Here is a 12,311-nt window from a genome sequence, read left to right as displayed (position 1 = left end):
TCATCGAGATTTCCTCTTCCCTCAGAAGATCCATCAAACCGAGGTTAACCCATTCTTAAACTCAACTTTCGGTTGGTTCGTAAGCGGTAGCAATCACACCGCATTGTAACTCCGGCCTCCCTCTTCTACTTTTGCGGCGGAGGCATGACCAAAGACTACCTTTATCTCACGGGATTCAAAGATATCGTGAGCAAGGTCGAAGCTGGCGTTCCCATTCAGAATCTACTCTTGGGTAAAACCTCGCTAGACTATCTTGACCTACTCAATGAACTGGTCGAGCGCAAGGTGCTCCATGCCCCACGCCATATTGCAGATTTCTTGAAAACACCGAAAGCCAGCTCCCCGGTCTTAGACTTTGTCATCCGAGGCATCTGCGCCTAGATCAGTAGCTCCATCACGCCATATAATCGTGATGGAGCCTATGCATTCTAATCAATATCAATTCCTAGACCTATTTCACTGGTAAATCTTGCTGGATGTGCTATCCGCATCAACCGAACCGTGTTTTAGGCCTTGAGGTTAAAGTATTAAATGAAGATTCTAGCTACCATTCTTATCCTGCTCGCCTCCCCTATCTGGGCGCAAAATGCTCCCCAAGCAGGTAGCAATGGCTCGACGATTCCCAGTAAATCGCCCCGGCAATCCATTCAGGTCTTCTTGCAAGCTATGAAGAATGGCGACTATGCAACCGCAGAGCTTTACGCCGAGTTGCCCCGTGTCAGCCGCAAGCAACGGCAAGCCAGCCTCGACCGGGCCTATGAGGTGATCGATCAGATCTTTCGCCTGAATACCTTAAACCTCTCCCCGGAGCCAGAAGGCTATCGCAACGACGAACTGCCCTTTGATATGGAGCTGTTATTTCATTGGCAGCAAGATGAACAAAGCTTGAGCTTCTTTCTGCGCCGCAAAGAAGTCAAAGACGGTGGTCAGAAGACCATGGTGTGGCAAATTGATCGCTCCTCTCTGCAATCGATGAGCAAGACCAAGTTCAACCAAAACGGTTATGATCTGGCTAGCCACGTTCCCGACTCTCTTAAAATCAAAGTCTTTCGCTTGCAAATTTGGCAATGGCTGGGATTGGCTGTTGGTATCGTCCTGGCATTTGGTATGTCTTGGGTGTTGCGGAAGCTCTTTATTCGCATCCTGCGATCGGCTTTATCCGTGCTTCATGCCGACGAGGGCTTTACCTTGGCAAAGCGCATGGCCAACCCGTTCCAGATCTATAGTATTGTTGCCATATTTGGTCTACTCACCTACAGCTTAGCTTTAGACTTTCGCAGTCGCGAGATGGTCAGCATCGTTGAACGCGCCGTGCAGATGATCTGTTCGGTTTGGGCTCTTTTCGTAATCAATGATGGAATATTTATTCTACTCGCCAAAAAACTCGAAGAGGATGGCAAGCCATCCGTAGCAGCCATCCTTCCTATTTCAAGGCGTAGCATCTCCATTATTATCGCCGTCCTTGGTGGCTTATTTTTCTTGCAAAACCTAGGCTATGACATCACCGCCCTGATCACGGGTCTTGGGATTGGTGGTATTGCCATTGCCCTAGCTGGCCAGAAAACAGTGGAAAACTTGCTAGGGGGCTTTATGATCATCATCGATCAACCCATTCGTGTGGGCGACTATGGTCGCTATGGGGATACCTGGGGCACCGTAGAAACCATCGGCTTGCGGAGCACCCGTGTCCGCACCCTAGACCGCACCTTGGTCACCATTCCTAATGCTGACTTCTCTCAAATGAATATCGAAAATTATGCGGAACGGGATCAGATTCGTCTTCATGCCATTCTTGGAGTTCGTCATGAGACAAGCCCCGATCAGCTTCGCTATCTCTTAGCTGAGATCAAACGTCTCTTGGTAGCCCATCAACGCATTGATAACGATCCCGCTCGGGTTCGATTTGTTGGGTTCGGTGCCAGCTCCTTAGATATCGAAATCTTCGCCTATGCGAAGACCTCAATATGGCCTGAATTCCTCTCCATCCGCGAAGATGTCTACTTGGACATCCTAAAACTAGTGCGAGAAAGCGGTACCAGTTTCGCTTATCCATCCCAAACCATCTACTGGGAAAAAGGCCAGGGCATCAACCAAGCTGCTACCGAACGAGTGGAAGAAGTAGTTCATCAATGGCGGGAGAACAAGGAGATGCCATTCCCAGATATTCCTGAAGATGTAATCACCACTTGGACGGACACCCGCGACTACCCAAATCTTGACTCATGGATTCACAAGCTACCGCCACGTCCTTAATCAGATGGCTCAATGCTTGCAGTCAGTTCACTTTAGCGGATGATATTCCAACCCTAGACTGCTAAGATCGTAGCCATGCCAAGGAGCAAGTATAGACTGGGTCTAGAACACTATAGGAGCTGGTATTTTGGATTTCTTAAATGACGGAATCAAAGTCTTCGTAATCTTGTGGGCATTGATAGATCCGGTGGGCACAATTCCTGTTTTTTTGGCGGTCAGCAAGCAGCACCCACCGACCGATTTTAGCAGGCTTGCCTTTCGCGCTGTTTGCATTGCTTGGCTGGTTTTAATTTTCTTTATGACAACGGGAGAGTTCATTCTCAATGCCATGGAAATTCCCTTGTCCGCATTTCAAGTTTCTGGTGGCATCATCCTCTTTTTGTTTGCCTTGACGATGATTTTTGGCGAGAGCAAGCCCGAGGAGGAAGTTAATATGGCTAAGTCCTTTAAAGATACATCGGTCTTCCCTCTGGCCATGCCTTCTATAGCCTCGCCCGGGGCTATCATGGGTATCGTCTTGCTTACCGAAAAGCGCAGCGCTAGTTTCGAAGCCCAGCTGATGGTGGCAGCATTGATGACCGTGATCTTGCTGATCACCTTTGTTTTACTTTACTCATCAAAATATATCGATCGTCTCATAGGAGATTCTGGAGCAAGTTTACTAAGCCGTGTGATGGGACTCATCATCTGCGCCATTGCCGTGAAGTATGTCCTTGATGGCATCAAACTCTATTTCCAGTTGTAGAAACTAAAATCCGGAGGTTCCGATGACAAGCTTAGTAACCAACTCTGACTCCATTCAGAAAATCCTAGGCAAAGCGCTTTATTTCGAACAAGAGGGCCGCAATGTGCTGGCCCTAAGGCACGTAGAATTGGACGAAGACGGCCTCGATTCACGAGGGGTCGTGTACATTATCGAAGGGGATAGCATCCAACGCTTGGAGCAAGCGGGGGGCTCAATTAGAGACTTAAGCTTGGATGCCATTTCAAAAGATATCGATCTGTTCTTCGAACGGCTTCGCCATATTCTGGATAGCTATATCGACGAAATTGATGAGCTGGAAGATGCATTGTTTGAACTCAGCATTCCACGGCACTTCTTGAATACTTGGTTTCGTTTGAAGAAGGATATCGCCCTCATCGATCGGGCTTTCACCCGCAATGCCGCCGTGATTAACCAGTTTTTACACGATCATCACGGCAACCCCGCTCTGGCTGGAATGAGCGAAATACTAAGTATTGTAGGTAGCGACCGCAAAAACTCAGCCTCAGAGATCGTAAGACTTGAAGCCTTATTCAATTATTACAACTCTATCAAATCCGAGAGGATGAACAACAACGTCTATCTGCTAGCAATTATTTCGGGAGTTTTCTTACCCCTGAATCTCGTTGTTGGCTTTTTTGGAATGAACACTGAGAACCTGTTCTATAGTGGCAACCCTCACGGTACGCAAAATGTCGTTTACCTTCTTTCAGGTTTATTTTTTCTGCTGATTTTAGGTGTGCCGACACTCAAATTAATTGACAATTTGATACTCGACAAGATATTTGGTCGCTATAATATGTATCGATCCATTCGTCGCCAGCTTGATTCTATCAAGAAGACGATTGAGAATCGTGTTTTACCAGATCAAACTTAGAGGAGAGCCCGTCTGTGGCCATTCAAGTTTCGTGGCGTTGGGACCGGATTTCGAGCCGCCACCTCGAAATGATGTACGGCATGAGTATCGCCCTGTTTGCGGCGCTGCTAGCAGTGGTTGACATGCAGTCAGGAGCTGTGGATACCGAAGAGATCAAACTGGTTGTGGGTCAGAACAATGCCTACCAATGGTACCAGGCTAAGAGTATCAAGGCTTCTTTGACGAAGAGCCAAGTCGAGATGATTCGCCTTATGGCCCATCAGGAGCCTGACCGAGAAGCCGTCCAAAAAAAGCTTGAGGCTCTAGAAGGCAAGCTTCAGGAATATCGCGCCGAACAGAACGAGATCCTAGTGGGATCGGCGAATCTTGCTCCGGAGCAGTGGGTACAGAAGGTTGATGGGGTGCTCGGTAAGGTCGTTGGGGCCAACGAGTACCAAAACAAGCTTGAGGCTGTAGCCATCAAAGGTGAAACCTTCGATCGTTCAATCTTGTGGTTGCAACTCAGTATGGTTCTTGGAGCCTTGGGCCTACTGATGTCACGGGTTCCCACCAAGATTGTCCTACTTATTGCCACTCTATTCTGCGGCCTTGCTGGAGCGTTCTACGGTTACCAGGGCACCTTGCTATAAACCCTATGCCTTGCCACTTTCGGCAGGGCTTAACATTTTTATCAATCGATAGAGGAATCCATGACTGGCGAAAGCACTCGCAAAGTATCCATGACCCTTTTTCAAAAATTGGTTCTCACCTTTGACAAGGTCCAAGTCGAACCATCTCCAGATCATCCAGAGTACTTTTCTGAGGTGCACTTATATGAATACCCACACAACCTGGAGGCCCAGCATCGCCTCCGTTTCCACGTGGCGCAGAAAACGACGTCCACCACATGGAGCCTCATCTATCACAATGCTAATGGCCTTCTCCGCAAGCGCGACCTAAAGTTTATCAAAGGCCGCAATGCTCCGGTGCGAAACGAAAAAATTCTTGATTTCTATAGTAAGGCTAAGGCGGACTACCAGAAAGATTATCCCGCTATTATTGAGGTCCTGGAGCAAAGCGAGCTGAGGAAAAAGCAGGAGCAAGAACTGCAAGAGCGGCTCGATAGAATTGCTCCTGATGCGGAAGGCATCGAGGCTCGCTTGAGTCGTGGTCGACTCTGCATTGAGATCGACACGAGCCATGGGGACCTGCTTGATAGAGTACTAGCGATCCTGGAGCAGGAGGTTTGAAATAGGCGGGTTCAATTTTCTTGATCCTCATTATCGTGATGGTGATGGTAGATCAAGCTCCAGCGATCCGACCGTTGCCAAAGATCCTCAAATTCCTTATAGCTTAATTCATCATAAGCATCTTGGCCGGAGTGCACGTATATCAACTCACGACTCTCGTTGACCCCAACGACAACAGCATAGTGCCATTTCTTCCAGAAAAATGGACCTACCTCCAGCAAGACAATGGCAGGGTTTTCAGACTTTAGATTGTCCGTAATCTCGCCTAATCCACTCGCTCTTGTAAAATTTAATCCAAGACGACGAGAGACGCTATACATGTCGATCGTCAATGCCCCCTTTCGTGAAGGGGTAATCATGAGAGGTGCAAGCTCTTCTTGACTAACTGATTTTCCAAAATATTGAGCCACCATTGCTACCGTGGCAGGTCCACAGTAGTCGCTCTCTTGAGCCACAAACGGAACCGGAAGGATAACTGAATTCTCGACTAGCTCAGGATCTAGGGTTTTGGATCGGTGAGAGCAGCCACTCAGCCAGAAGACATGTAGGCAAAGAAATATAAGAAACCGAAGCATCACTGATCCTATTTACTTAATATGACATCTGATGAAAACGGCAAGCAAGGCTCACAATGCAACCACCATCACTTTGAATAGAACCTTCCCTGCCGATTCCCATGCTATTGCAGTAGGATTATAGAAGTATCAATAAGATCCCTAGAAGAATCGCCGTCGTCACACTCATCACCACTGTATCTTGCCCGGCTGGAACTTCTTCCATGGACTTTTCTTCTAGTTCGGATAGTTCTTCCGGCGACAAATACCTTACCCTTTGCTTCGCTTCCTTCGCGCTCACACCCGAATCAACAAGGTATTCAACGACCCGATCCTTGGTTTGATCGGGAACTCCATTTGTCTTTGCCATTCCTAGCGGGGAAAATAAAACAAAGCAAGATAGGCTGGTTGCTATTATTTTTCGTTTTATATCTACGACCATCAGGAGATCTCCTTTTCTAAAAGGTTATAACCTATTGGAACAACGCCCGATGAGCTTCGTTTATCACGATCAAAGTCGACGCTGCTCCAACCAACACCAAGCTGCATTGCAAACTACGAACCAATCCAACTGAAACTCACCAGAACTTTTTTATTCGCGACCAAATTGCAGATTTAGTCAGACTGAATGGTTACCAAATACCAATGGCTGGAATCAACGAACCTTGCTAACAATGTGCTTCCACCTGCCTTCCATGAAAATCTGAGTTATTAGTAGTGCCCCTCCTACATCACCTGTAGGGCAAAACCTTCAGGGCGATTGACAAGCCCTCAACTAAGTCTTTTTGACTATATGAGAGTTATACCTTCAAAAACGCGGCATTGAGGTAAAGCCGACACGGCGTCGTTGACTTCAATTCCAAATGAACATAACATTTCGGGTAGGAGATCAATGTGAAAACTTTACCCCAAAAAATCGCATCTGGAATCGTGTTGCTTTGCTTCCTAAGCGTTCAGCTATTGACAGTCGCTAACATGCTGTCTCCTTGTCGATGTGCTGATAGCCGGGTTGATCACAGCCACTGCGAAACTATGAAGTCTTCGGAAGGTGCAACATCTGAATCCAAGATATATCCGTGCAATTGCTTCATAGAACATCGAAGGTTTTCGAGCTCCATGATCACCTATGATTTTTCAAAGCCTTGGGCCGATAAAGAAAGCCTTGATTACTCATTGTTAACCCAAGAGAACACCCCCTATTCTTGCCAATCAGGAAGCCTAGCCTTTGCTCCTGACCCCCCTTATCCAAAAGTGTAACCTCCTACAAACAATCGAAAATAAAAACTAAACGAACTTCATTCTAATATCGCAATGCCGGCTTGCAGGAAACCAGGTTTTCAGGTCCTGGAGGCGCAAGTATTCAACTCATATTGACGTTTTTTAGGAGGTTTTGTAATGAGGTATGTTTTATGTTCTACTCTATTGCTTTCCATAGCAGCTAGCTCTTGTGGTGAAAGTGATAGCGAGACAAGTGCAGACAACCAAACGGCTGTTTCTGTTGAATTTGCAGCAGTGGCCGGAACCGAATCAATCAGTTGTGAAACCAGCTTAACAGGACTAGGAAGCAACCAAGATTCTGCTACCCTTGCTGACTTTCGCTTTTACATCCATGATATCGTATTCACCAAAGACGACGGCTCCAGTATCTCTCTCACACTAGATGAAAATGATTGGCAGACAGATAACTTAGCCCTACTAGATTTTCAAGATAAATCAGACTCTTGCTCCGGAGACGAGAAAGATACCCATAAAGAGGTAACGGGAACTGTGTCCGATACGACTGGGATTTCAGGCATTTCCTTCACCCTAGGAGTTCCAGAAGATCTAAATCACCAAGATCAGTCAAGTGCCAGCACTCCACTCAATATCGTAAGTCTATTTTGGTCTTGGAACTCCGGTTACAAATTCCTAAGAGCCGACGTAACTCCTAGTAATGGAATTACGCGGCCAAGCGACAGCACTTTTTCAGGCACAACATTCAATATTCACATTGGTAGCACCGCTTGCACTGGCGACGCCACAGCAGGTGAGGACGTGACATGCACCAATAGCAATCGTGCTCAAATTGCATTGAGCGATTTTGAGCTTGGCACTAGTCTCGTCACTTTTGACTACGCTACACTCGTTCAAAGCCATAACATCACATCTGATGTTGGCGGAGCACCTGGATGCATGTCCGGATCTACAGATCCAGAATGCCAAGGAGTATTCAGTGGCTTGGGGCTCGATTTGAGTTCAGGAACCCAGAGCACAACAACCCAAACTGCCTTTTCACTACAATAGACCAACAGAGCTACCTACAAGGGGAGATGGAAGCCTGATGTCGATTTTAAATTTAATCGCATATACTTTACTTGGGGTTTTTATCTTTTCTTGTTTAGATCGCAGTGAAACAACCACAAGTGGTGATATAATTAGTGACATCGATTTCACGTGGAATATCCCTGACAACATACCATTACCGGTCATTCCAGAAAATAACTCAATGACTGAAGCTAAGTTTCAGTTAGGTCGCTATCTTTTTTATGATGAAAGGCTTTCAGGCAATAGTAGCCAAAGCTGCTCATCCTGCCATCAACAAGATAAAGCTTTCAGTGATGGTATTGATCTTGCCATTGGCTCTACCGGCGAAATTCACCCCAGAAATAGTCAATCATTGGTGAACGTCGCCTACAATCCCACAATCACCTGGGCCAACCCTTCTCTAAGAGACCTTGAAACACAGATTATGATTCCTCTCTTTGGGGAAAACCCAATAGAGCAAGGAATCACTGACGAAAGTCTTCCAACGGTGATCCAAAGACTAAAAGAAGAAGCCATTTATGATGAGCTTTTCGTGGCAGCATTTCCTAACGATTCAGAACACTACACTACCGAACAGATCGTGAAAGCTATCGCTTGCTTTGTTCGGGCTTTGACATCGTTTAATAGCCCATACGATCAATTCCTTGCTGGAGACGAAACTGCAATTTCTGCAAGTGCTTTAAGGGGACGCGACTTATTTTTTAGCGAGTCGTTAGAATGCTTTCATTGCCATGGTGGATATAATTTCACCGATTCTGTTATGGATCGGACAATGACATTTATCGAGCGCCCCTTCCACAACACAGGCTTATTCAATATCGACGGAAATGGAGATTATCCAGACGATAACCAAGGTGTATTCGAAATAACAGGTGATCCCGATGACCGTGGCAAATTTAGAGCCGTTACCTTGCGAAATGTGGCAGTCTCAGCTCCATTTATGCATGATGGGAGTATCGCAACTCTTGACGAAGTTCTTGATTTCTATAGTGACGGCGGACGCAATATCACAAGTGGCCCGAACCAAGGCGATGGGCGTTTAAACCCCCTAAAAGATGGTTTTGTCACCGGCTTTTCTCTATCGGAGGAAGAAAGATCCGATGTCGTTTCATTCCTTGAAAGCCTTACAGATAGTACATTTATTGAGAATAGCCGCTTTCAAAACCCATGGAATTCGAACTAGGAGCAGAAAATGTATCGATTGTTATTTGTGGTACTACTCAGCATATTACCAACGCGAGGACTTTCACATGGTCTCACGGAGAGAAAAGTTGCCGAAGGCTTATCCGTTATGTCAAACCTATCTAGCAGCTTCAGCAGTCGATCTCCGATAGAGCAAAACCAGCTTTGGGTTGTCCCTGGATTTTTTATGGGTGGTGAAGCCTTGCCTCAGCAACGTGGCTTTAACGTTTCCGAAGCAAGGGTAGCAGCGCAATACCGTGAAGGATCTATAACTATCTACGGAAAAGCGGGATATCACGGCCATGATGATGCGATCGAATGGGAGGAAGCCAAATTAGGCTACCTCGTAAGCAGTTCCACCCGAGTAGAAGCAGGCAAGATGAAGGGCCGGTTCTCGTTCGCAAACCAACGCCATGGGAGTGACACTCCTTTTCTATCGTACCCCCTTAGCTACGATATCATCTGGGGCAGGCACTATGTTGATGATGGTATTCGTCTAATCTTAGATACAGCTACCCTTGACTGCGGCCTAGAGGGTTGGACAGGGAATCGCTTTCCGAGTCAGCTCGGTGATGATGGCAAGGGGGCCTACGATATCTATTGCCGTAAAAGCATCTTTACAGAACAGTGGAATCTTACTGTCGGTACCTATTACTACAATGGAAGTGCCAGCCGACGAGTGGACGAGAGGTATACAACTGGCCACAACCACGGTGTTGACGCAGCGGTGATCCCTTACTATTACTTCAGTGGCAAGACAGAAATAAGTGGTGTGCTGGCGGAAACAGATTTCACGCTAGGTAGCCTGAAGTTTGAGCTACAGGGCGAGCTCATGAACTCGGAAAGCCAGGGTGACATTAGAGATACTACCCGTATTAGCTCGATACAGACCCGCTATCAAGGTCTGTCCGGTACCGCATCAGCAGCCTATCATTCTCACCGACTTTCCTTTCGCTACGATCACCTAAGATTTAAAAATAAATTGGAAGGTGCGGCTGCGACCGACCTTGCTGAACTTGCAGGGCTCATCGCCAATCAAGATCCCATCGCTGTTAGCTTCGGTTATCAATGGCAAGCAAATTCGGATCTGTTACTAAAAATCGAATGGCTAAAGAGTAAATATATCAGCGATCAACATGAGACTATACTGGCTGGCTTTTCGTGGTTTCATACAACGAGTCGATAAGCAAAAAAAGTCGAGACGCTGAGCTGAGATAGAACACGTTTTTTTCAACCTTGATGGTGGATCGAAGGTTCTTCCATCCACCGTACATAGTATGCCTAGCTCATTGAGTGAAGACCAATCATGTTGCCAGCTGGGTCCTTACACATGGACATAAATCCATACTCTCCCAGAGACAACTTTTCTTTGAGCACCTGACCACCAGCCTCCCGAACTCGCGTTTCGACAACCGAGCAGTCCTCACAGGCAAAGTATACTAACGTACCCATGCCACCAGGGGATACGCCATCCATTTTACATATGGCACCCGCAGCGCCATAGCCATTAAAATCCTGAGGGAACGACCACATTTCCAGGCTCGGAGTCGATTCTGTTCCAGGATTGACAAGAGACTTGAGTTCCACTTGGAAAACACTCTGGTAGAATTGCTTGCCCTTTTCGATATCATCGACATAAATTTCGAACCAACCAACCGGGTTTCCCTGAGACATACGTCCTCCTTCTAGTGGTGAGATTTTGGAAAGCCCCAAGTGCCTAAGGGACACTTCCTAAGTTTTTAGAGTCATACATCTGTCAAGGATAAACGATGGGCGGCAGGTTATGCAAGACGAAGCCAAAAAATGTCTAACGGGGCCTGAGTCACCTCAGGCCCAAGGTCTTAAGCGCTGATTGCAAACTCCGGGGGTTTTGCGAGCATGATGGCATCTCCTCCTTCTCGGCCAGAATACTTAAATACTGCTGCTACAGGACCTCCTCCAGGCATTCTAGATTGAGGTGTAACAACCACTTCACCCCCCTTCGATAGCACAATTTGCGCAATATCATCGAGTACATCATCATCCTCATGATCCCTATGTCTATCATGCAATGTAATCCGACCTGTAGCAGGCTCGATTCTGCCGAACAACATGAGGTCTTCCGAAACAAAGAGCCTCTCCACCCCACCTTGGGTGGCTACGTAGGCAATCTGATCGATGCGGGTATTGGTTTTTCCAAGCTGAGTTGCAACCATAAACTCCTCAAGCTTTTCTTCAAAGTCAAAGTCAGCTTTCATTTTCAACGTTTTCCTAATCTCATCACATAGCTGATCGATCTGACAATCATCATAAGCAGTATGCCAGTGGATGGTTGATTTCTGTGGATAAGCTAGAGTTCGCACAACTTTGTCCCGCAAGCTTGAATCTCCTATGATGTAAAGAGGCACATCAGACTTGCGACGAATCGCATTTAGTTTTCGCCTTACGATATCCATATCGAATTCGAGACAGGCTCCTAACTCCACACAATCTCGCCTTCGAAGCTCTGCTTTTAATGCTAAATCATGTTCCTCCAATTCGTAGGCAAGATCAACTTTTCTAATATTCGTTAAAGTTCCATCATATAGGGACAAACCTTCGTCTCGAATTCCTAGAACTAGAAAGCGACGATCGATCTGCAACCACTTCAAAAGCGGTTTGATATGAAAACTGGTAGCAACAACTAGCACTGGGTTAACTTGAAATGGAATACGTATAATTCTGACACTTCTCTCATTTAAAAAAATTCCTAGACAGTCTTTCATCTGCGCGAGCATGTGTTTATCCTCGGCGAGATTGATGAGCGGTTTAAGGTATGCATCTTGTTCCACCTCGGTCATCGCTCGCTCCAAGTACACCCGGGCCTGATCGATGGCATCGTAAATCTGCTCCCGTGGCTCTTGATCTTTGGCATCAAGATAAAGACTAAGATGGACACCGCACTGAAAGTTAAAGAGTGGCTGTAGGGCTTTGCCAATTTCAAATAACATGACGAACCTCCTAACTCTGGTTTGTAATGCCATTTATTTTACGGCAAGTAGACGCATCCAATAAAATAGATATATAAACTTCTTAAGTTCGTTATTATCGATAGATAAGAGTGAATATGAATGAAAGCAACGTTATGATCTATATTAATGTATATTTACATTGCTTTTATAGAACTTCCC

14 protein-coding genes are annotated in these 12,311 nt (G+C 46.3%); 10 read left to right on the top strand and 4 right to left on the bottom strand.

Features of this window, described 5'->3' with window-relative positions:
• Window positions 1-144: 144 nt before the first annotated feature.
• The 6 genes from B9N89_RS12755 (at window position 145) to B9N89_RS12730 (ending at window position 5,122) form a co-directional block, all read left to right on the top strand.
• Entirely contained in the window at window positions 145-381 is a 237-nt protein-coding gene (locus tag B9N89_RS12755; protein WP_132318776.1) for a tyrosine/phenylalanine carboxypeptidase domain-containing protein, read from the top strand.
• A 150-nt stretch (window positions 382-531) separates the two neighbouring features.
• Window positions 532-2,253, top strand: a complete 1,722-nt coding sequence (locus tag B9N89_RS12750; RefSeq protein WP_132318778.1) for a mechanosensitive ion channel family protein — start codon at window positions 532-534, stop codon at window positions 2,251-2,253.
• Between the two features lie 127 nt (window positions 2,254-2,380).
• Window positions 2,381-2,998, top strand: coding sequence for a MarC family protein (locus B9N89_RS12745; protein WP_132318780.1), 618 nt, complete (start codon window positions 2,381-2,383; stop codon window positions 2,996-2,998).
• A gap of 22 nt (window positions 2,999-3,020) precedes the next feature.
• The gene (locus B9N89_RS12740) at window positions 3,021-3,893 is read left to right on the top strand and encodes a CorA family divalent cation transporter (protein WP_132318782.1); all 873 of its coding nucleotides are present in this window, start codon (window positions 3,021-3,023) and stop codon (window positions 3,891-3,893) included.
• Window positions 3,894-3,907: 14 nt separating this feature from the next.
• Window positions 3,908-4,522: a DUF4337 family protein gene (locus tag B9N89_RS12735; protein WP_132318784.1), complete on the top strand. Its 615-nt coding sequence runs from the start codon at window positions 3,908-3,910 to the stop codon at window positions 4,520-4,522.
• A gap of 60 nt (window positions 4,523-4,582) precedes the next feature.
• A complete protein-coding gene (locus B9N89_RS12730; RefSeq protein WP_132318786.1) occupies window positions 4,583-5,122 on the top strand; it encodes a hypothetical protein in 540 nt (179 codons plus the stop codon).
• Window positions 5,123-5,133: 11 nt separating this feature from the next.
• Here B9N89_RS12730 and B9N89_RS12725 read toward each other — a convergent pair whose 3' ends face one another.
• Window positions 5,134-5,697 (bottom strand): C39 family peptidase, encoded by a 564-nt coding sequence (locus B9N89_RS12725; RefSeq protein ID WP_132318788.1) that lies wholly within the window; start codon window positions 5,695-5,697, stop codon window positions 5,134-5,136.
• Window positions 5,698-5,815: 118 nt separating this feature from the next.
• The gene (locus B9N89_RS12720; protein WP_132318790.1) at window positions 5,816-6,118 is read right to left on the bottom strand and encodes a PA2779 family protein; all 303 of its coding nucleotides are present in this window, start codon (window positions 6,116-6,118) and stop codon (window positions 5,816-5,818) included.
• Window positions 6,119-6,570: 452 nt separating this feature from the next.
• On the opposite strand from B9N89_RS12720, the gene B9N89_RS12715 reads away from it, so the two are divergent.
• The 4 genes from B9N89_RS12715 to B9N89_RS12700 all read left to right on the top strand — a co-directional run bounded on the left by B9N89_RS12715 (window position 6,571) and on the right by B9N89_RS12700 (window position 10,348).
• The gene (locus tag B9N89_RS12715) at window positions 6,571-6,933 is read left to right on the top strand and encodes a hypothetical protein (RefSeq protein ID WP_132318792.1); all 363 of its coding nucleotides are present in this window, start codon (window positions 6,571-6,573) and stop codon (window positions 6,931-6,933) included.
• A 138-nt stretch (window positions 6,934-7,071) separates the two neighbouring features.
• The gene (locus B9N89_RS12710) at window positions 7,072-7,959 is read left to right on the top strand and encodes an MbnP family copper-binding protein (protein ID WP_132318794.1); all 888 of its coding nucleotides are present in this window, start codon (window positions 7,072-7,074) and stop codon (window positions 7,957-7,959) included.
• Window positions 7,960-7,996: 37 nt separating this feature from the next.
• Window positions 7,997-9,163, top strand: coding sequence for a methanobactin export MATE transporter MbnM (locus tag B9N89_RS12705; RefSeq protein WP_132318796.1), 1,167 nt, complete (start codon window positions 7,997-7,999; stop codon window positions 9,161-9,163).
• 9 nt (window positions 9,164-9,172) lie between these two features.
• Window positions 9,173-10,348, top strand: a complete 1,176-nt coding sequence (locus tag B9N89_RS12700; protein ID WP_132318798.1) for a hypothetical protein — start codon at window positions 9,173-9,175, stop codon at window positions 10,346-10,348.
• A gap of 95 nt (window positions 10,349-10,443) precedes the next feature.
• Here B9N89_RS12700 and B9N89_RS12695 read toward each other — a convergent pair whose 3' ends face one another.
• Window positions 10,444-10,836: a VOC family protein gene (locus tag B9N89_RS12695; protein WP_132318800.1), complete on the bottom strand. Its 393-nt coding sequence runs from the start codon at window positions 10,834-10,836 to the stop codon at window positions 10,444-10,446.
• A gap of 167 nt (window positions 10,837-11,003) precedes the next feature.
• Window positions 11,004-12,131 (bottom strand): hypothetical protein, encoded by a 1,128-nt coding sequence (locus tag B9N89_RS12690; RefSeq protein WP_132318802.1) that lies wholly within the window; start codon window positions 12,129-12,131, stop codon window positions 11,004-11,006.
• Window positions 12,132-12,311 lie beyond the last annotated feature (180 nt).

The organism is Pseudobacteriovorax antillogorgiicola (assembly GCF_900177345.1).
In the GTDB taxonomy this organism is placed as follows: domain Bacteria; phylum Bdellovibrionota_B; class Oligoflexia; order Oligoflexales; family Oligoflexaceae; genus Pseudobacteriovorax; species Pseudobacteriovorax antillogorgiicola.
Note: the sequence above shows the minus strand (reverse complement) of the source record. Positions and strands in the feature narration are given on the sequence as shown.

Coding starts and splice junctions, on each gene's coding strand:
- B9N89_RS12705 (WP_132318796.1), top strand. CDS start 7,997: ATGTCGATTTTAAATTTAATCGCATATACTTTACTTGGGGTTTTTATC.
- B9N89_RS12755 (WP_132318776.1), top strand. CDS start 145: ATGACCAAAGACTACCTTTATCTCACGGGATTCAAAGATATCGTGAGC.
- B9N89_RS12750 (WP_132318778.1), top strand. CDS start 532: ATGAAGATTCTAGCTACCATTCTTATCCTGCTCGCCTCCCCTATCTGG.
- B9N89_RS12695 (WP_132318800.1), bottom strand. CDS start 10,836: ATGTCTCAGGGAAACCCGGTTGGTTGGTTCGAAATTTATGTCGATGAT.
- B9N89_RS12710 (WP_132318794.1), top strand. CDS start 7,072: ATGAGGTATGTTTTATGTTCTACTCTATTGCTTTCCATAGCAGCTAGC.
- B9N89_RS12690 (WP_132318802.1), bottom strand. CDS start 12,131: ATGTTATTTGAAATTGGCAAAGCCCTACAGCCACTCTTTAACTTTCAG.
- B9N89_RS12720 (WP_132318790.1), bottom strand. CDS start 6,118: ATGGTCGTAGATATAAAACGAAAAATAATAGCAACCAGCCTATCTTGC.
- B9N89_RS12700 (WP_132318798.1), top strand. CDS start 9,173: ATGTATCGATTGTTATTTGTGGTACTACTCAGCATATTACCAACGCGA.
- B9N89_RS12725 (WP_132318788.1), bottom strand. CDS start 5,697: ATGCTTCGGTTTCTTATATTTCTTTGCCTACATGTCTTCTGGCTGAGT.
- B9N89_RS12740 (WP_132318782.1), top strand. CDS start 3,021: ATGACAAGCTTAGTAACCAACTCTGACTCCATTCAGAAAATCCTAGGC.
- B9N89_RS12730 (WP_132318786.1), top strand. CDS start 4,583: ATGACTGGCGAAAGCACTCGCAAAGTATCCATGACCCTTTTTCAAAAA.